Annotated in this window: 15 protein-coding genes and 1 pseudogene; 12 read left to right on the plus strand and 4 right to left on the minus strand. The window is 73.8% G+C overall.

Translation table 11 applies throughout. The features are described from left to right. The first annotated feature begins 25 nt into the window (after positions 1-25). A complete protein-coding gene (locus IEY78_RS15160) occupies positions 26-1993 on the plus strand; it encodes a bifunctional metallophosphatase/5'-nucleotidase (protein WP_189098467.1) in 1968 nt (655 codons plus the stop codon). Between the two features lie 77 nt (positions 1994-2070). On the opposite strand, the gene IEY78_RS15165 is transcribed toward IEY78_RS15160, so the two are convergent. Further along, positions 2071-2739 carry a lysophospholipid acyltransferase family protein gene (locus IEY78_RS15165; RefSeq protein WP_189098468.1) on the minus strand — a complete coding sequence of 223 codons (669 nt, stop codon included), beginning with the start codon at positions 2737-2739 and terminating at the stop codon, positions 2071-2073. 296 nt (positions 2740-3035) lie between these two features. Between IEY78_RS15165 and IEY78_RS15170 the strand changes: the two genes are divergently transcribed. Together IEY78_RS15170 and IEY78_RS15175 are read left to right on the plus strand one after the other, a co-directional pair. Next, positions 3036-4175, plus strand: a complete 1140-nt coding sequence (locus IEY78_RS15170) for a glycerophosphodiester phosphodiesterase (RefSeq protein ID WP_189098469.1) — start codon at positions 3036-3038, stop codon at positions 4173-4175. A 317-nt stretch (positions 4176-4492) separates the two neighbouring features. Next, complete coding sequence (locus IEY78_RS15175) at positions 4493-5032, plus strand: GNAT family N-acetyltransferase (protein ID WP_189098471.1); 540 nt, start codon at positions 4493-4495, stop codon at positions 5030-5032. Between the two features lie 49 nt (positions 5033-5081). On the opposite strand, the gene IEY78_RS15180 is transcribed toward IEY78_RS15175, so the two are convergent. Together IEY78_RS15180 and IEY78_RS15185 are read right to left on the minus strand one after the other, a co-directional pair. Further along, on the minus strand, positions 5082-5543 hold the full coding sequence (locus IEY78_RS15180) for a hypothetical protein (RefSeq protein ID WP_189098473.1): 462 nt from the start codon (positions 5541-5543) through the stop codon (positions 5082-5084). After that, positions 5536-5904, minus strand: a complete 369-nt coding sequence (locus IEY78_RS15185; protein ID WP_189098475.1) for a hypothetical protein — start codon at positions 5902-5904, stop codon at positions 5536-5538. Before IEY78_RS15185 ends, IEY78_RS15180 begins: the two co-directional genes overlap by 8 nt. A 117-nt stretch (positions 5905-6021) precedes the next feature. Here IEY78_RS15185 and IEY78_RS15190 point away from each other — a divergent pair, with 117 nt between their 5' ends. The 9 genes from IEY78_RS15190 (at position 6022) to IEY78_RS15230 (ending at position 18763) form a co-directional block, all read left to right on the plus strand. Continuing rightward, on the plus strand, positions 6022-6666 hold the full coding sequence (locus tag IEY78_RS15190) for an HAD family hydrolase (RefSeq protein WP_189098477.1): 645 nt from the start codon (positions 6022-6024) through the stop codon (positions 6664-6666). Positions 6667-7041: 375 nt separating this feature from the next. Further along, on the plus strand, positions 7042-8115 hold the full coding sequence (locus tag IEY78_RS15195) for a methionine ABC transporter ATP-binding protein (RefSeq protein ID WP_189098479.1): 1074 nt from the start codon (positions 7042-7044) through the stop codon (positions 8113-8115). Then, positions 8112-8846, plus strand: a complete 735-nt coding sequence (locus IEY78_RS15200) for a methionine ABC transporter permease (protein WP_189098481.1) — start codon at positions 8112-8114, stop codon at positions 8844-8846. Before IEY78_RS15195 ends, IEY78_RS15200 begins: the two co-directional genes overlap by 4 nt. A gap of 97 nt (positions 8847-8943) precedes the next feature. Then, the gene (locus tag IEY78_RS15205) at positions 8944-9801 is read left to right on the plus strand and encodes a MetQ/NlpA family ABC transporter substrate-binding protein (protein ID WP_189098483.1); all 858 of its coding nucleotides are present in this window, start codon (positions 8944-8946) and stop codon (positions 9799-9801) included. A 219-nt stretch (positions 9802-10020) separates the two neighbouring features. Beyond that, positions 10021-10656: a GNAT family N-acetyltransferase gene (locus IEY78_RS15210; RefSeq protein ID WP_189098484.1), complete on the plus strand. Its 636-nt coding sequence runs from the start codon at positions 10021-10023 to the stop codon at positions 10654-10656. 183 nt (positions 10657-10839) lie between these two features. Continuing rightward, the gene (cbiE, locus tag IEY78_RS15215) at positions 10840-12060 is read left to right on the plus strand and encodes a precorrin-6y C5,15-methyltransferase (decarboxylating) subunit CbiE (RefSeq protein WP_189098486.1); all 1221 of its coding nucleotides are present in this window, start codon (positions 10840-10842) and stop codon (positions 12058-12060) included. 236 nt (positions 12061-12296) lie between these two features. Continuing rightward, on the plus strand, positions 12297-16481 hold the full coding sequence (gene cobT / locus IEY78_RS15220) for a nicotinate-nucleotide--dimethylbenzimidazole phosphoribosyltransferase (protein WP_189098488.1): 4185 nt from the start codon (positions 12297-12299) through the stop codon (positions 16479-16481). Between the two features lie 169 nt (positions 16482-16650). Beyond that, a complete protein-coding gene (gene cobA / locus IEY78_RS15225; protein WP_189098490.1) occupies positions 16651-17889 on the plus strand; it encodes a uroporphyrinogen-III C-methyltransferase in 1239 nt (412 codons plus the stop codon). A 55-nt stretch (positions 17890-17944) separates the two neighbouring features. Next, positions 17945-18763, plus strand: a complete 819-nt coding sequence (locus tag IEY78_RS15230) for a TrmH family RNA methyltransferase (protein ID WP_189098492.1) — start codon at positions 17945-17947, stop codon at positions 18761-18763. A 16-nt stretch (positions 18764-18779) separates the two neighbouring features. Here the strand turns inward: IEY78_RS15230 and IEY78_RS15235 are convergent. Then, positions 18780-19104, minus strand: a pseudogene (locus IEY78_RS15235) (serine/threonine protein kinase); the annotation flags it as partial.

The following is a 19104-nucleotide window of genomic DNA, read 5'->3' on the forward strand; positions in this document are numbered from 1 at the left end:
ACGGCCCGCTCAGGAGAGTGACGCAGTGCGCGACATCGGACGACGCTCCTTCTTCACCGCTGCGGGGGCTCTGGCCACCGCGAGCGCCATCGGCAGCAACGCCTACGCCACCGGCCACGCCCGCGACGCGGCCGGCGCCGACGAGTACGTAGACGTCCAACTCCTCAACATCACCGACCTGCACGGCTACCTCCAGGGCGCCCCGGGCGCCCACTCGATCATCACCGGAGCCGGCGGGAAGACCTACACCGTCGGGGGCGTCGCCTATATGGCCGCCCACCTGGAACGGCTGCGCGACGGCCGCCGCAACTCCCTCTTCTTCGCCCCCGGCGACCTCTTCTCCGGCTGGGAGTTCGACGCCGCCTCCTTCGCCGACGAGCCCACCATCGAGGCCCTCAACGCCATGGGCCTGGACTTCGCCTCGGCCGGCAACCACGAGTTCGACAAGTCCGCGACCTACCTCACCTCGCACATGGAGGACGGCGACAGCTACCCGGTCATCGGCCGCGACGACGACTTCAAGGACTCCACGGGCCGCCGTTTCCGCGGCGCTGAGTTCCCCTACTACAGCGCCAACATGGTCTGGCACTCCAACGGCGAACTGGTGCTGCCGCCCTACAACATCGTGCAGGTGGACGCCGGCGGCGGCCGCCGGCTGCCGATCGGCTTCATCCATCTGACCGCCATCGGCACCGAGTCCTTCCCCGGCTCCTACCAGCCGGGCCTGCGCACCCTGGACGAGCTGGCGACCGCCAACCGCTGCGCCGCGGAACTCAAGAAGCGCGGCGTCAACGCGATCGTGCTGAGCATGCACGACGGCGCGGTGGCCGGCAGCGACTTCTCCAGCGGCAAGAACCCCTCCGGGCCCGCCTACGAACTCGCGCTGCGCGCCTCCCCGGACATCGACGCCATCGTCACCGGCCACTGGCACTGCGCCTTCACGATGATGCTGCCCGACCCCAACGGCGATCCCCGGCCGTTCGTCGAGGCCGGCTGCTACGGCCAGCTCATCAACGAGATCAATCTGCGGCTGGACCCCGCCACCGGCTCGGTGATCCGGGAGCTGACCACCTCCGTCAACCACCCCAACACCCGCGATGTGACGCCGGACCCCGAGCTGCGCTCGATCGCCGGCTACTGGGCGGACTACGGCACCAAGCGCGCTCGCAGCAGCCTGGGCACCCAGACGGCCTCCTTCACCCGGCGGCGCAACGCCGCGGGGGAGTCCACCATGGGCGACCTCGTGGCCGACTGGGCCCTGTGGGCGGGCCGCCAGGAGCACGGCCCGATGGATGACCCAGCGGAGCACCCCAACACCCCCGCCGACCTCGCCGTCATCGCCGTCGCGCCGCGCATCGGCCAGGCCGTGATCGCCGGCGACCTGATCCGTGACGAGGCGTCGGGCGGCACCGTCACCTTCGCGCAGGCCTGGAACTCCGTCGGCTTCGGCGATCCGATCATGACCGTCACGGTCACCGGCCGGCAGATCCACGACGCGCTGGAGGAGCAGTGGACGCCGATCGCCGGCGGCGGCCTGGGCTATTCGCCGCTGGCCGTCTCCGCCAACGTCCGCTACACCTTCGACGCCGCGGGGCCGGTCGGCCGGAGGATCGACCCGACCGATGTCTTCATCGACGGCACCGCCCTCAGCCTCACCCGCCGCTACCGACTCGCCGCCCCCTCCTACACCCTCATCAACCAGGACGGCTTCAGCGCCTTCACCGGGTTCACCGCACCGGTCCGGCACACCCGCGACTTCGAGAGCTTCGTCTCCTATGTGCGGACGAAGAAGCGGCTGTCACCGGCTCCGCTGAACCGGGTGTCGGTCAAGAACGCGGGGGTGCCCGGCGCCCGCACCGGCACCGTCGTCCGCCACCAGCAACTCCTCCAGGCCGACGGCAGCCCGGTCCCGCGGGCCGAGGCCGCGCTGCGCACGGCGCGCAGCAGCGGCGGGGGACGGCGCGGCCCCGGCGGCTTCCGGGTGCCCTGCTGACCCCCGCCCGGCGGGCACACGCACGAAACGGGCCCCCTCCGCGGAACGGAGGGGGCCCGGCGTGCGGCGGCGGGCGGTCAGGCGGCGCGGGCCTTGGTGGCGTAGATGTCGACGTACTCCTGGCCGGACAGCTCCATGACCTCGCTCATCACCTCGTCGGTGACGGCGCGCAGCACATAGCGGTCGCGGTCCATGCCGTCGTAGCGGGAGAAGTCCAGCGGGGCACCGAAGCGCACCGTCACCGGCGCGATGTGCGGGCGGCCCTTGCCGCCGGGCTGCACCTTGTCCGTGCCGACCATCGCGAACGGGACCACGGGCGCGCCGGTCATCAGGGTCAGCCGGGCGATGCCGGTGCGGCCGCGGTAGAGCCGGCCGTCGGGGGAGCGGGTGCCCTCGGGGTAGATGCCGAAGACGCTGCCCTCTTCCAGGATCCGGCGGCCGGTCATCAGCGCGGCGACCCCGCCGTGCCCGCCGTCCCGGTCCACCGGGATCATGCCGGAGCTGGTGAAGAACCAGGCCATCGCGCGGCCCTTGAGGCCCTTGCCGGTGACGTACTCGTCCTTGCCGATGAAGTACACCGGGCGCTTGACCACCAGGCTCAGGAAGAGCGAGTCGATGAACGTGACGTGGTTACCGGCCAGGATCACCGGCCCGGTCGCCGGAATGCGCTCCATGCCCTCCACCTTCGGGCGGTACAGGACACGCATGACGAATCCGAGAATCGCCTTCAGCACAATGCGGGACAACGGGCCCTCCGGGTCGTGGTGGTCAAGTCGAGCAGGCACAGAACTCTGCAGCCCAGGACGATACTCGCGGGTCACTCCCGCGCGCACATCGGGTTTACGAGGTCGATACACACAGTTGACGTGTGTTACCTCCCAATGTTCCCCCTGAACTTCGCGCGCGTCTCCCCGGCGTCACCCGTCCGTGCTTACGATCGGCCTGGTTCCGTGGGCCGGGGTGCAACACGCCTCACCGCACGCCGGAAAACACCCGGAAGCACGCGCAGGACGACAGAACATCTCATCGAAGGAGTGTGCGTATGCACAAGCGGGAGCAGCCGGGACGGCGGACGCTGCTGGGGGCGGCGGCCCTCGGTGCGGGAGCGGCGGTGTTCGGCGCGGCCGGCCAGGCCAGTGCCCGGGAACGCGGTCGGGAGGCCGCCCGGGACCTGCCGGTCCCGCTGATCATCGGCCACCGCGGTGCCAGCGGCTACCGCCCCGAGCACACCTTCGGCTCCTACCAACTCGCCCTCGACATGGGCGCGGACGTCATCGAGCAGGACCTCGTCCCCACCAAGGACGGCCACCTCGTGTGCCGCCACGAGAACGACATCACCGCCACCACCGATGTCTCCGCGCACCCCGAGTTCGCCGGCCGCAAGACCACCAAGACCGTCGACGGGGTGAAGCTGACCGGCTGGTTCACCGAGGACTTCACGCTCGCCGAGCTCAAGACGCTGCGCGCCAAGGAGCGCATACCGGGCACCCGCCAGCACAACACCCTCTACGACGGCCGGTGGGAGGTGCCGACGTTCGAGGAGGTCCTGCAGTGGGCCGAGCGCGAGGGCCGCAAGCGGGGCCGCCGGGTCTGGCTGCACATCGAGACCAAGCACCCCACCTACTTCCGGGGGCTCGGCCTGCCGCTGGAGGAGCGGGTGGCCAAGGCGCTGCGCGCCCACGGCCGGCACCGCAAGGACTCCCCGAACTTCCTCCAGTCCTTCGAGCCCAGCAGCCTCCAGCGCCTGGGCAAGCTCGTCGGCTGCCCGAAGGTCGTGCTGCTGGGCACGCCCGACACCCGGCCCTGGGACTTCGAGCAGGCCGGGGACCCGCGCACGGTCGCCGATCTGATCAAGCCCGAGGGCCTGAAGTGGATCGCCGGCTTCGCCCAGGGCATCGGCCCGGACCTCACGGTGATCATCCCGCGGGACAAGGACGGCAAGCTGGGCACGCCCACCTCCGTCGTCAAGGACGCCCACGCCGCGGGCCTGGTGCTGCACCCGTACACGGTCCGCAACGAGAACACCTTCCTGCCGACGGATCTGCGCCGCGGCTCCGACCCGAACGCCTACGGCGACTCCTTCGCCTACTTCAAGGCGCTGCTGGGCACCGGCATTGACGGCCTGTTCTCCGACAACTGCGACACCGCGCTGCTGGCCGCCGCGGAGTTCCGCAAGCACTGACCGGGACCGGGCCCGGCCGCCACCGCGGCCGGGCCCGCCCGGACGGCGCCACCTCGCCGCACTCTCATCTGAGTTGGGAATGTCACAGGAGAGCCGGCCGCCGGTCCGTTCCGCTCGTCCGGTGCGCCCGCGCAGAATGCTCGCGGCGGAGATTGCCGCTGCCACTTTCCGGGGAGTCCGGAGGGAGCAGTGTCAGCCCCGCCACGGCGGCGCCGGGTACCCCGCGGCTCCCGCCTGTCAGGGCACATCGTTCCGGGCGCACCCTCACACCCTCAGCGCGCCCGGGCCAGCGAACCGAATAGGGGAGGCATAGGCGCATGGGCACGAGTGTGACCATCTCTGCGGCGACCGACCAGGAAGCCGAGCAGATCCTCAAACTCCAGTACCTCTGCTACCAGCAGGAAGCCGCGCTCCACGACGACTACGGCATCGAGCCGCTCACCCAGACGCTCCAGGCGCTGCGCGCCGAGCTGGGCGAGGGCTGCGTCGTGGTCGCCCGGCTCGGCGAGGAGGTGGTCGGGTCCGTGCGCGGCACGGTCGGCGAGGACGGCACCGCGCGGATCGCCAAGCTCATCGTGCACCCGCGGCTGCGGCGGCACGGCCTGGGCGGGCGGCTGCTCGACGCGGTGGAGCGGCGGCTCGCGGACGAGCACGCGGCCCTGCGCTACCGCCTGTTCGCCGGGCAGCGCGACGGCAACCTGCGGCTCTACCGCAGCCACGGCTATGCGCCCGTGGCCACCGGGGAGTCCGGCTCCCGCCGGGGAGTGGTGACGCTGGAGAAGGATGCGGTCCGGCAGGTCGCCCCGGTGGCGGCCCCCGCCGGACCGGGCGTGGGCGAGCTGGCCGCGCAGGCGTAGCGGGCCGCGCGCGACGACCACAGGGGGCGGGCCCGGCGCGGGCCCGCCCTCAGCCTTCTGCCGGGGCGGCCGGCCGCTCCGTACGGGCCCGGCGCAGCCACAGCAGCCCGGTGACGGGCAGGATGACCGGGATGAACAGATAGCCCATGCCGTAGTCCGACCAGACCGTGGCGTCGGGGAAGGCGGAGGGGTCCAGCAGCGTCCAGGTGCCGACGCCGAGCACCCCGGCCAGTTCCAGGGCGCAGCAGGCCAGCGCGGCCCGGCGGGCGCCCTCACCACCGCGCACCAGCGAGAAGAGGATGAACGCGTAGACGACCGCGGAGAGCGCCGAGAGGCTGTACGCCAGCGGGGCCCGGTCGAACTGGGCGAGGAGCTGGTAGAGCGAGCGGGACGCGGCCGCGACGGTGAAGACGCCGTAGAGCGCGACCAGCAGCCGCCCCGGGCCGGTGCCCAGCGAACGCCTCGCCGGCACGGCGCCCGCCGGCTCGTGGGCCGTGGTGGTCTCAGGCACTGCCGCCTCCCCAGATGTCGAACAGCCGTACTTCCAATACGGCCAGCACCACGGCGCCCGCGGCGGCGGTGGCCGAACCCCAGCGAGTGCGCTCCGAGAGCGACATGAACCCGGTCGCGGGCACGCACGCGGCGGCCCCGAGCAGATACGCCACGAAGAGCGCGGTGCCCTTGTCCGGCGAGTGTCCGCCGGCCAACTGCACGACGGCGATGACCAGTTGGACGACGCCGAGCAGCGACACCAGGGCCATGCCGATGAAGTGCCAGTCCTTGGTGGGCTGGTCACGGAAGGCGGCGAGGCCGCACCAGCAGGCGAGGGCGAGAGCGGTCACCGCGACCGCGACCGTCAGCGCGTCGATCACCGGGGCCTCCGGGCGGCCGGCCGGTGCGCCGTGGGGTTGTGGAGCATGGGGTGATGCTAATCGCCCCGGGGCGGGCGGCCGTCCCCGGCCCCACCGGGGCACGTACGCTCCTGAAGCATGAAGATCACCGCTGACGCGCTCCTTTTCGACAACGACGGCACCCTCATCTCCTCCCTGGAGTCCGTCTACCGCTGCTGGTCCCGGTGGGCCCGGGAGTACGGGGTCACCGAGGAGGACTTCGCCCGGGTCGCGCTGCACGGCCGCCCGGCGGCGGAGATAGTCGCCGACCTGCTCCCCGCGGACGTGGTGCCGGCCGCGGTGGCCCGCATCGAGCAGCTGGAGGTCGAGGATGCTGGGGGAGTGGTGGCGCTGCCCGGCACGCTGGCCCTGCTGGAGAGCCTGCCGGCCGAGCGGTGGGCGGTGGTCACCTCCGCCAGCCGCCGGCTGGCCGAGGCCCGGCTCGGACAGGCGGGGATCCGGCCGAAGAACGTGATCGCCGCCGACGACGTCAGCCGCGGCAAGCCGGACCCGGAGCCGTTCCTGCTGGCCGCCCGGCGGCTGGGGGCGGACCCGGCCCGCTGCGTGGTCTTCGAGGACGCCCCCGTCGGGCTGGCGGCCGGCCGCGCGGCCGGCATGGTGACCGTGGCGTTGGCCACAACGCACCGGGCCGAGGAGCTGTCGGCGGATGCCGTGGTCCCCGACCTCTCGGCGGTATCCGCCCAGGCCACGGACGGAGCGGTGGAGATCACCATCGCGTCGTAGCACGCTGTCCACGGGTCGGTCAGGTATGTCCACCATGCGGACCGGCTTGAGCGACCCGCACAGCTGTCTGGTTTACTTCCGGCCATGACCACGACGAGCTACCGCACCCCTGCGACCGAGGCGTACCTGACGCCCGGTGCTCGTTGCATGTGTCGAATGTGTGACCGCTGAGGGCCCCCGCCTGAGCCTCGCGCCCCGAAGCGAGACCCCGCTGCCATGTGCCGTTCGCCGGACAGCCGACGGCCACGGCCGCCCCGCGTCACCGGAACCCGGAGCCGGGCCCCGCGCCCGCCCCCGTTCCCCCCTGCCGCACTCGCAAGAATGCCCCGTGCCCGGCGGACGACCGCCGAGCACTCGACAGTGACGGAATTCCCTGTGATCACCACTTCGGGCCTGACCAAGGTCTACCGTTCCGGAGACCGCGAAGTCACCGCCCTGGACGGCGTCGATCTGCACGTCCGCGAGGGCGAGGTGTACGGCGTCATCGGCCAGAGCGGCGCCGGCAAATCCACCCTCATCCGCTGCCTCAACCTCCTGGAGCGCCCCACCTCCGGCACGGTCACCGTCGCCGGCCAGGAACTGACCTCGCTCGCCGGACGCGGCCAGCGCGCGAGCGCCCCGCTGCGCGCCGCCCGCAGCCACATCGGCATGGTCTTCCAGCACTTCAACCTGCTGTCCTCGCGCACCGTCCAGGACAACGTCGAGCTGCCGCTGGAGATCCTCAAGGTCGATCGCCGCGAGCGCTCCCGCAAGGCGCTGGAGCTGCTGGACCTGGTCGGCCTCGCCGACAAGGCCAAGGCCTACCCCGCCCAGCTCTCCGGCGGCCAGAAGCAGCGCGTCGGCATCGCCCGCGCGCTGGCCGGCGACCCCAAGGTGCTGCTCTCCGACGAGGCCACCAGCGCCCTGGACCCGGAGACCACCCGCTCCATCCTCCAGCTGCTGCGCGACCTCAACCGCAAGCTGGGCCTGACCATCGTGCTCATCACGCACGAGATGGACGTGGTCAAGTCGATCTGCGACTCGGCCGCGCTGATGAAGAACGGCCGGGTCGTCGAGCAGGGCACCGTCGCCGAACTGCTCGCCACCCCCGGCAGCGAGCTGGCCCGCGAGCTGTTCCCGGTCGGCGGCGAGCCCTCGGCCGAGGACCGCACCGTCGTCGACATCACCTTCCACGGGGCGGCCGCCACCCGCCCGGTGATCTCCGAGCTGTCGCGCACCTACAACGTCGACATCTCGATCCTCGGCGCCGCCATGGACACCGTCGGCGGCAAGCAGGTCGGCCGGATGCGCATCGAGCTGCCCGGCCGCTTCGAGGAGAACGTCGTGCCCATCGGCTTCCTGCGGGAGCAGGGGCTGCAGGTGGACGTGGCGGACGTGACCGCCGAAGCCGTCGACGAAGCCGTGACCCCGGTGCCCGCCGGCGCGCCGCGGAAGGAAGGTGCCAAGTGACCTGGAACGAGATGCAGCCGCTGCTGTACGACCGCACGCTCGACACCCTCTTCATGGTGTGGTGGTCGGGGTTCTACGCGGTGCTCCTGGGCATCCCGCTCGGCGTGCTGCTGCACCTGACCCACCGCGGCGCGATCCTGCAGAACATCGTCGTGAACAAGGTGCTCGGCGCGATCGTGAACATCGGGCGGTCCTTCCCGTTCCTGATCCTGATCGTGGTGCTGATCCCCTTCACCCGGTTCCTCGTCGGCGTCTCCATCGGCCCGACCGGCGCGGTGGTCCCGCTCGTGATCGCCGCCGTGCCGTTCTTCGCCCGGCTGGTGGAGGCCGCCCTGCGCGAGGTCGACCACGGCCTGGTCGAGGCCGCCCACGCCATGGGCGGCGGCACCTGGACCATCGTCTTCAAGGTGCTGCTCCCGCAGGCGCTGCCCGCGCTGATCGCGGGCGTCACCACCCTGGTCATCCAGCTGATCGGCTACTCCGCCATCGCCGGCGCGGTCGGCGGCGGCGGGCTGGGCGACCTCGCCTACACCTACGGCTACCAGCAGTACGAGACCCCGCTGATGATCGCCACCGTGGTGGAGCTGATCCTCCTGGTCACCCTCGTCCAGGTGCTCGGCGACCGCCTCGTGCGCCGGCTCGCCCAGCGCGGCACCCGGGCCTCCTCCCTGCGCGTCGGCCTGCGCCGCACCCGCCCCGAGGAGCCGGCCGCCGTCACCGAAGCCGCCTGAACCCGGAGCCACCCGCTCCGGCCCGAGAGCCCGGACCCTTTGCCGGGCGGACACCGCACAGGAACCCCCGTGTGCGAACAAGAAAGAGGCACTCTTCGTGCGCAACACCGTCAAGATCACCGTGGCCGTCGCCGCCGCTTCCGCCGTCGCCCTCGGCGCGAGCGCCTGCTCCGCCCCCTCCGACACCACCGCCAGCAGCGACAAGGGTGACAAGAACGCGCCCCTGGTCGTCGCCGCCAGCCCCACCCCGCACGGCGCCATCCTCGACTTCGTCAAGAACAAGCTGGCCGCCAAGGCGGGGCTCAAGCTGGTCGTCAAGCCGTTCAACGACTACAAGATCCCCAACAAGGTCACCGACGACGGCCAGGTCGACGCCAACTTCTTCCAGCACAAGCCGTTCCTGGACACCTTCAACAAGGAGAACGGCACGCACATCGTGCCCGTCCAGAATGTGCTGATCGAGCCGCTGGGCGTCTACTCCAAGAAGATCCACAAGCTCTCGGAGCTGAAGGCCGGCAGCACCGTCTCGGTCCCCAACGACCCCTCCAACGAGGGCCGTGCGCTCAAGCTGCTCGCCGACCACGGCGTGATCACCCTCAAGCCCGGCGCCGGCTCCGACGCCAAGCTGACCGACGTCAAGGACGACAAGGGCGTCAAGATCACCGAGCTGGAGGCCGCGCAGACCGCCCCCCGCATCGACGACGTCGACGCCGCGGTCATCAACGGCAACTTCGCCATCGGCGCGAAGCTCAAGCCCTCCAAGGACGCGCTGGCGCTGGAGAAGGCGAAGGGCAACCCCTACGCCAACTTCCTCGCGGTCAAGAAGGGCAACGAGAACGACCCGCGGATCAAGAAGCTGGCCAAGCTCCTGAACTCCCCCGAGGTCAAGAAGTTCATCGAGGACAAGTACAAGGACGGCTCGGTCATCCCGGCCTTCGGCCCGGCCGGCAGCTGAGCCGCCCCGTCCGCACAGGTCACCGCCGGGTGGCCGACCGCACGGACGCCCCGTGGGCCCCGGACCGCCGAGTGCGCGGCCGGGGCCCACGCGCGTGGCACACCCCGCCGCCGATGCTGCATGCTGGTGCATTCAAGACGGTCAAGACGGCCCGTGACCTCGCGGTCTCACAGCCCGCGACGTTCCGGACACCACAGTCAACGGCGTGGGAGCAGCGGCATGACATCCACCTTTCCGGACATCTCCATCAGCACGGACCGGTTGGTGATGCGCCCCCTCGAAGCGGCCGATGTGCCGGCGCTGGCGGACATGATGAACGACGAGCTGGTCGCGGCCTGGACCGAGGTGCCCCAGCCCTACACCCGCGCCGCCGCCCGCGCCTGGGTCGCCGAGGACGCGCCCGCCGAGCGCACCGCCGGCCGCGGGATCGACTTCGCCGTCACCGAGTTCCTCACCCAGCGCCTGGTCGGTGTGGTCCGGCTCGGCAACACGGACTGGCGGCTGCGCTCCACCGAACTCTCCTACATCGTGGCCTCCTGGGCCCGCGGCGAGGGCTACGCCTCCGAGGCGGCGCTCGCCACCGCCCAGTGGGTCTTCCACGACCAGAAGTTCGAGCGCCTGGAGCTGCGCACCGCGGCGGGCAACACCGCCTCCCAGCAGGTCGCCCAGAAGATCGGCTGCATCAGCGAGGGCGTGCTGCGCAACGCCTTCATAGCCCGCAGCCGCACCGAGGACGGCGGCTGGACCGACATCCGCACCGACTTGATCGTGTGGAGCCTGCTGCCCGAGGACCTCGACGGGGTCCCCGGCCGGCTCGCGGACGCCAACGGGTTCACCTACCCCGAGTGGAACTGACCCCCCGCCCGACGGGGGAGCGGCACACGCCCGCACGCAGGTCCGTACCACTCGGGGTACCCTCGGCCTGCCGCGCACCCGCGCGACCGGCACGGACCGGCGGACCCCGGCGGCAGCGCCACCGGCCTGCGGCCCGGCCGCGGCCGCGCGCGTAACCACAGCAGACCCAGGAGACTGACGAGCATGGCCGACCGGGTCACGGTGATCGGATGGGACGGCTCTCCGCTGACCGCCGCCGCCCGCTCCGCCCTCGGCGCCGCGACCCTCGTGGCCGGCGCCGCCCATCACCTCGCACTGCCCGAAGTCCCGCCGCGCGCCGAGCGGATCCGGCTCGGCAGCGTGACCCTGGCCGCCCGCCGGATCGCCCAGCACCGCGGCACCGCCGTCGTGCTCGCCGACGGCGACCCCGGCTTCTTCGGCGTCGTGCGCACCCTGCGGGCCCCCGAGCACGGCCTGGAGGTGGAGGTCGTACCGGCCGTCTCCTCCGTCGCGGCCGCCTTCGCCCGGGCCGGCATGCCCTGGGACGACGCCCGGATCGTGGTCGCCCACAGCCGCGAGCTGCGCCGCGCGGTGAACGTCTGCCGCGCCCACCCCAAGGTCGCGGTGCTCACCTCGCCCGGCGCCGGACCGGCCGAACTCGCGCTGCTGCTCGGCGGCGTCCACCGCACCTTCGTCATCTGCGAGGACCTGGGCACCGACCGGGAGCGGGTGACGGTCCTCACATCGGACAAGGTCGCCGACCATGTCTGGCGTGACCCCAATGTCGTGATTGTGGTGGGTGGTTCGCCCGGCGGCGCGGCGGAGCAGGGCACCGGCTGGCTCGCCGGCCGCGAGGTGGGCGGGCCGAAGGGCCCGCGCGGCTGGGGACTTCCGGCCGGTGCGTACGGCGGTGTCCTCGGTGAGGGGGAGTCCGTCACCCTGCGCACCGCGCAACTCGCCCGCCTCGGGCCGCAGGTGGGCGACCTGGTCTGGGACATCGGTGCCGGCGTCGGGGCCGCCGCGGTGGAGGCCGCGCGCTTCGGCGCCGCGGTCATCGCGGTGGACACCGACGCGGACGCCTGCGCGCGCACCGCCGCCCTCGCCCGCCGGCACGGCGTCCAACTCCAGGTCGTCCACGGGCGGGCGCCGCAGATCCTGGAGGACCTGCCGGAACCGGATGTCATCCGGGTCGGCGGCGGGGGTGCGGAGGTCGTCACCGCCTGCGCGGCCCGCCGCCCCGAACGCATCGTCACCCACGCCGCCACCCGCGACGAGGCCGAATCGCTCGGCCGGGCGCTGGCCGACGGCGGCTACGACGTCGAATGCGCACTGCTGCAGTCCGTCGACCTGGACACCTCCGCCTGGGTCGAACGCGAGCGGTCCGTGGTCTTTTTGCTGAGCGGTTATCGCGTTCCTCACCCATGACCAGCACGGCAACCCGCGCGAGGTAGGCTGGCGGATCGTTGCGCCGCCGTTCCGCGTTCTGCTTCGTACGCCAATATCCGGAAAGTGCCGTGGTCTTGGCTGAATGTGAAGCTCTGGAGCGCGGACGTGCCGCGAGGCGCGCTCGCTCGTTCTAGCTATCGGGGCGTCGGCGTGCCCCGGTCGAGCGCGTCGCACGAGCGGTTGGAAGGAGCACTACCAATGGGCGAGGGGTACGCATGACCGACACCGGCCAGGTCCCGGGCGAGGGTCAGCCGGAGAACGCAGGCGGACATCCCGGGCAGCCGCAGCCGTCGGCCGCTCCCTCCCCTGCCGATGCCGGTCCGGCTCCGCTGCCGGGCACGGTGCCCCCTCCGGGCGAGTACCCCTACACCGATCAGATCGACGGCGCCGCCGAGGACGACGATCTGCTGCTGATGCCGGGCGCCCAGGGCGCCTGGAGCGAGCAGCCGGCGCCCCAGCCGCTCCCGCAGCCCCAGGAGACCCACCAGGGCCCGGAGCAGCAGCTCCCGCAGGCCGCCCCGTACGACGCCGCCGCCCAGGGGGCCACCGGCTTCGAGCCGATGCCCGCCCCGGCCGGCGACCACGAGAGCGGCGGCCGCGACTCCGGTTCCGTCGACCTCGGCGCCGTCCGCATTCCGCAGCCCGCGCCGCCCCGCCAGCAGGACCGGGCCCGCGCGTCCGCCCCCGCCACGCCCCCGCGCCGTCCGCTGCACATGGGCCCGCCGGTGCCCGACGCGACCGGCGGCGTGGTCCGTTCGCTGGCCGACCGCGGACCGGCGGAAGCGCCCGCGCAGGCCGTCGCGCCGCAGGTGGAACCGCCCACCGGCGGCCCGGAGTACTTCGACGCCCCGGTCGCGGCCCCCGCGGCCGTGACCGGCCCGCCGGCCGGCGCACCGCACCCCGGGCAGCAGTTCGGGGACCCGGCGGCGCAGAGCCTCGCGGCCCCGTCGTACGGCGGGCAGCCCTACGGGGGCGGGTTGTCCGCCGAGCAGACCTACGGCGCCGCGGGCCAGGGCCCGTTGCCCGGCCCGCAGCTCGGCGAGATCCCGTCGCAGGTCACGCCGTGGAGCGAGCCCCCGGCCCAGGCCGTGCCGCAGGCGGCCGCGGAGACGCTCGCTCCCGAGGCCCCCACCGCGCCCGAGGCCGCGCAGCCCGTGCAGGACGCCCCCCTGCCCGCCGCGCAGCCGCAGCCGCTGCCGGCCGAGAACACCGTGCCGCCCGCCGAGGCCGCGCCCGCCGCCGCGCCGGACGAGCAGAACGCCGCGCCCGCGCAGCCGCAGGACGTGGCCGAGGTGGCGCCGCAGGCGCTGCCGGACGCGGTGACGCCGCTTCAGGACGGCACGGCCGGGCCGGAGGGTGCCGTGGCGGACGCGACGGGACCGGACGCCGCAGTGGCGCAGCCCCCCGCCGCCGAGGCCGCCGCCGAGGAGGCCGTGACGTCCGATGCCGTCGTGCCGGACGCACCCGCTCCGGATGTGCCCGCCGCGCAGGACGCCGCCCCGGTGGTCCAGCAGCCCGAGGCCGAGGCCCCCGCGCCCGCCGTGACGGTGCCGGACGAGGCCGCGGAGACCGCTGAGCCCGTCGGGTCCGACGCGGAGCAGCCGGCCGTCGAGGCACCGGACGCCCCTGCGGACGCGGCCCCCGAGCCGCAGCCCGCACAGCCCGCCGCGGACACCCCGGCCGGCGACCTGCCCGAGGCCGCCCCCGCGCCGGAGGCCACCGACCAGCAGCCCACGGACCAGCCGCAGGCCGTCGTACCGGCCTCCGCCGCCGAACCGACTCCCGCCGCTGAACCGGCCCCCGCCGTCGAGGCGACCGGGCCGGAGCCCGACGCCGTGCCCGAGGCGGAGACCGCCCCGGTCGAGCCTCCGGTGGCCGAGCCCGCCGCCGCTCCGGAGGCGGCCGTCACACCGGAGCCGACCGCCGAGCACGTGGCTGCCGCCGCCCCGCCCGTATCCGACCCCGCACCCGAGGAGGGCACCTCCGTCGAGGCCGCCGCCCCGGAACAGGCCGTCCCGGAGCAGCCCGCCCCTGAACAGGCCGTCATAGAGCCGCCCGAGGCGCAGCAGCCGGCCGCCGGACAGCCGCAGACCGGTGTCCCCGCCGACGCCGCAGGGCAGCAGACCGCCGGGGACGCCGTGCCGCAGCTCCCGGACGCCGGCACCGACCAGCAGGCCGTGACGGAGGGCCCCGCCGCCCCGGCCGATGCCGCCCCGGGCACCGACCCCGCCGCCCCGGACACGGACCCCGCGACCGCCGGCCCCGCCGAGACGGAAGAGGCCGCCGCGATGGACGAGACACCGGGGGCCGACGAGCCCACCGCGACCGACGAGGCGTCGGAGGCGCACGAGCCCGCAGCGGCCGCAGAGGCCCCTGCCCCCACCGCCCCGCCCGCCGAGGACCCGCCCGCCGTCGTCCACATCCCGGCCCAGGCGTCCGGCGAACAGCCCGCCCCCGACGGCCTCCCCGCCGTGCCCGCGCCCGACGGCATCCCCGCCGTGCCCGCGCCCGGTGATGTCCCCGCCGAGCCCCTCGACGAGACGCCCCGGCAGCAGGACGCCGCCGCGCTCGTCCAGCGCGGCGAGGACGAGGAGGACGACCGGCCGCAGTCCGCGGAGGCACCCGCCGACGGCACCGCCGATGACACCCTCGACGCCCCGGAGGTGTCCCCGGCCGCCGGGTACGACGACTCCGAGCGCGCCGCCGTCCACCGCGTGATGCGTGAACGCCGCGACATCCGCAACGGCTTCCGCAGCGACCCGATCCCCAACGACGTGCTGCTGCGCGTCCTGGAGGCGGCCCACACCGCCCCCAGCGTCGGCCACTCCCAGCCCTGGGACTTCGTCGTCATCCGCTCGGCCGAGACCCGCGAGAAGATGCACCAGCTCGCCATGCAGCAGCGCGAGGCGTACGCCAAGTCGCTGCCCAAGGCGCGCGCCAAGCAGTTCCGCGAGCTGAAGATCGAGGCGATCCTGGAGACGCCGGTCAACATCGTCGTCACCGCCGACTCCACCCGCGGCGGCCGGCACACCCTCGGCCGGCACACCCAGCCGCAGATGGCCCCGTATTCCTCCGCGCTCGCCGTCGAGAACCTCTGGCTCGCCGCCCGCGCCGAGGGCCTGGGCGTCGGCTGGGTCAGCTTCTTCGACGAGCGGGAGATGGTCCGCGAACTGGACCTGCCCGATCACCTGGAGGTCGTCGCCTACCTCTGCGTCGGCTACGTCGACGAGTTCCCGGAGGAGCCCGAGCTGCTCCAGGCCGGCTGGTCCAAGCGCCGCCCGCTGTCCTGGGTGGTCCACGAGGAGACCTACGGCCGTCGCGCGCTGCCCGGCGAGAGCCCGCACGACCTCCTCCAGGAGACCCTGCAGGGCATCCGCCCGCTGGACGCCAAGGCGCTCGGCGAGGCCTGGGAGCGGCAGAAGCGGATGACCAAGCCCGCCGGGGCGCTGGGCATGCTGGAGATCATCTCCGCGCAGCTGTGCGGACTGTCCCGCAAGTGCCCGCCGCCGATCCCGGAGCCGGCCGCCGTCGCGATCTTCGCCGGTGATCACGGGGTGCACGCCCAGGGCGTGACCCCCTGGCCCCAGGAGGTCACCGGCCAGATGGTCGCCAACTTCCTGGGCGGCGGCGCGGTCTGCAACGCCTTCGCCCACCAGGTCGGCGCCGAGGTCTGCGTCGTGGACGTCGGCGTGGCCGGCGAACTCCCCGCCACCCCCGGGCTGCTGCCGCGCAAGGTCCGCCCCGGCACCGCCGACTTCACGGCGGGCCCGGCGATGACCCAGGAGGAGGTGCTCAAGGCGATCGAGGTCGGCATCGACACCGCCCGCGATCTCGTCGCGGCCGGCAACAAGGCGCTGCTGACCGGCGAGATGGGCATCGCCAACACCACCACCTCCGCCGCGCTGATCGCCGTCTACACCGGCGTCGACCCGATCGAGGTCACCGGCCGCGGCACCGGCATCAACGACGAGACGCACGCCCGCAAGGTCGAGGTCGTCCGCCGTGCCCTGGAGCTGCACCAGCCCGACCCGGCCGACCCGATCGGCGTCCTCGCCGCGATCGGCGGCCTGGAGCACGCGGCCCTCGTCGGCCTGATCCTGGGCGGCGCCTCGCTGCGCACCCCGGTGATCCTCGACGGGGTGAGCGCCGGCGCCGCCGCCCTGGTGGCCCGCGCCATCGCCCCCGAGGCGCTGGCCGCCTGCATCGCCGGCCACCGCAGTGCCGAGCCGGGCCATGTCGCGGCCCTGAACAAGCTGGGCCTGCGCCCGCTGGTCGACCTCGACCTGCGCCTCGGTGAGGGCACCGGCGCCCTGCTGGCGCTCCCCGTGGTGCAGAGCGCCGCCCGCGCCATGCACGAGGTCGCGACCTTCGACTCCGCCGGAGTCACCGAGAAGAGCTGAGCGGGGTCGCCACCCGCCCCCGCACGACCCCCGGCCCGCAGCCCCATAGGCTGTGGGCCGGGGCTGTACCCGCCGCCCCGCCCGTACCACCTCTCACCAGCCGTTTCAGCGCCGCAGCGGCTGAGCAGGCCGTCGATCCCGCCTCATCCGCACAAGGAGCCGCACCGCCATGGCAGAGCACGCCGCCGAACACGCCGCCTACCCCGTCGGACTGCGGCTGTCCGGCCGCCGGGTGGTCGTCCTCGGGGCCGGGCAGGTCGCCCAGCGCCGGCTGCCCTCGCTGCTCGCCGCGGGCGCCGATGTCCTGCTGGTCTCCCCGTCCGCCACCCCGTCCGTCGAGGCGATGGCTGACGCCGGCGAGCTGCGCTGGGAGCGCCGCCGCTACCGGGACGGCGACCTCGCCGACGCCTGGTACGCGCTGATCTCCACCGACGACCCCGAGGCCAACGCCGCCGCCTCCCAGGAGGCCGAGGACCGCCGGGTGTGGTGCGTACGCTCCGACGACGCGGAGGCGGCCACCGCCTGGACCCCGGCCACCGGCCGCAGCGAGGGCGTCACCGTCGCCGTGCTCACCGGCCGCGACCCGCGCCGCTCCGCCGCCGTGCGCGACGCGATCGTCGAGGGCCTGCGGGAGGGCAGCATCGCCGCCCCGCACCACCGCCGCCCGCACACCCCGGGTGTGGCCCTGGTCGGCGGCGGCCCCGGCGACCCCGACCTGATCACCGTCCGCGGCCGCCGGCTGCTCGCTGAGGCGGACGTGGTCATCGCCGACCGGCTCGGCCCCCGCGATCTGCTCGCCGAACTCCCCCCGCACGTCGAGGTCATCGACGCCGCCAAGATCCCCTACGGCCGCTTCATGGCGCAGGAGGCGATCAACCAGGCGCTGATCGACCACGCCAAGGCGGGCAAGGCCGTGGTCCGGCTCAAGGGCGGCGACCCGTTCGTCTTCGGCCGCGGCATGGAAGAGGCCCAGGCGCTCGCCGACGCCGGCATCCCCTGCACGGTCGTCCCCGGGATCTCCAGCACCATCTCGGTCCCCGGGGCCGCCGGCATCCCCGTCACCCACCGGGGCGTCGCCCACGAGTTCACCGTCGTCAGCGGCCATGTCGCCCCCGACGACGCACGCTCCCTCGTGGACTGGCCCGCGCTCGCCAGCCTGCGCGGCACCCTCGTCGTCCTGATGGGCGTCGAGAACAGCGGCGCCATCGCCGCCAAGCTCATCGCGCACGGCCGCGCCGGCGACACCCCCGCCGCCGTCATCCAGGAGGGGACCACCGCGGCCCAGCGCCGCGTCGACGCCACCCTCGCCACGCTCGGCGAGACCGTGCGGGCCGAGGGTGTGCGCCCCCCGGCGGTCATCGTGATCGGCGATGTCGTCACCGTGGCCCCCGCTCCTGCCCCCAGGTGACCACCGCCCCGTAGGCGGCATGGAAACCCCGACACCGACAAGGCACTCTCTCCCCGTGGCAGACATCATCACCGTCGACGATCCGGACGACCCCCGGCTGGCCGACTACACCGGCCTGACCGACGTCGAACTGCGGCGCCGGCGCGAGCCGGCCGAAGGGCTCTTCATCGCCGAGGGCGAGAAGGTCATCCGGCGCGCCCGGCACGCCGGCTACCGGATGCGCTCGATGCTGCTGTCGGCGAAGTGGGTCGATGTCATGCGCGATGTCATCGACGAGGTCCCGGCACCGGTCTACGCCGTCAGCCCGGACCTGGCCGAGCGGGTGACGGGCTATCACGTCCACCGCGGCGCGCTGGCCTCCATGCAGCGCAAGCCGCTGCCGGACGCCGCCGAGCTGCTCGCCGGGACCCGGCGCATCGTCGTCATGGAAGCGGTCAACGACCACACCAACATCGGCGCGATCTTCCGCAGCGCGGCGGCGCTGGGCATGGACGCGGTGCTGCTCTCCCCGGACTGCGCCGATCCGCTCTACCGCCGCTCGGTGAAGGTCTCCATGGGCGCGGTGTTCTCCGTGCCCTACGCCCGCCTGGAGAACTGGCCCCGCGACCTCGCCGTCGTACGGGAGGCGGGCTTCCGGCTGCTCGCGCTGACCCCGGCCGAGAAGGCCACCCCCCTCGACGAGGCCGCCCCGCACACGCTGGAGCGCGCCGCCCTGATGCTGGGCGCGGAGGGCGGCGGGCTGAGCACCGGTGCGCTGCGCGGCGCCGACGAATGGGTCCGCATCCCGATGGCGCACGGCGTGGACTCGCTCAACGTCGGAGCGGCCGCCGCGGTGGCGTTCTACGCGGTGGCGACGGGCCGCCCGGCGTCCTGATCCAAGGGCCCGGCGGTCAGGCCGAGCCGGTCTGCCGGACGTCCGCGCTCCCGGCCGGGACGACCGGCGCGGGCCGCTCCAGCCCCCGCCCACTGGTCGGCCCCTGGCAGCCCTGCGCGGCCGCGATCCCCAGCGCCACCAGCAGCGTCACCACCACGAACACGATGATGCGCTGGCGCAGCAGCCGGCGGTCGGGCCCTGGCCGGCGCCCGCCCGAAGCCGTGCGCACCGGACCACGTGAACCGTTTCGCCCCGCGGGACGGGCGCCCGGCACGCCCCGCACGGCGCGCCCGCCGGTCCGCGGCCGCTTCCCCGCGGCCGGGGCCGGTGCGGCCGGTGGC

The sequence above is a fragment of the Streptomyces kronopolitis genome (assembly GCF_014646275.1).
GTDB lineage: Bacteria > Actinomycetota > Actinomycetes > Streptomycetales > Streptomycetaceae > Streptomyces > Streptomyces kronopolitis.

Coding starts and splice junctions, on each gene's coding strand:
- IEY78_RS15170 (WP_189098469.1), top strand. CDS start 3,036: ATGCACAAGCGGGAGCAGCCGGGACGGCGGACGCTGCTGGGGGCGGCG.
- IEY78_RS15175 (WP_189098471.1), top strand. CDS start 4,493: ATGGGCACGAGTGTGACCATCTCTGCGGCGACCGACCAGGAAGCCGAG.
- IEY78_RS15190 (WP_189098477.1), top strand. CDS start 6,022: ATGAAGATCACCGCTGACGCGCTCCTTTTCGACAACGACGGCACCCTC.
- IEY78_RS15210 (WP_189098484.1), top strand. CDS start 10,021: ATGACATCCACCTTTCCGGACATCTCCATCAGCACGGACCGGTTGGTG.
- cbiE (WP_189098486.1), top strand. CDS start 10,840: ATGGCCGACCGGGTCACGGTGATCGGATGGGACGGCTCTCCGCTGACC.
- cobT (WP_189098488.1), top strand. CDS start 12,297: ATGACCGACACCGGCCAGGTCCCGGGCGAGGGTCAGCCGGAGAACGCA.
- cobA (WP_189098490.1), top strand. CDS start 16,651: ATGGCAGAGCACGCCGCCGAACACGCCGCCTACCCCGTCGGACTGCGG.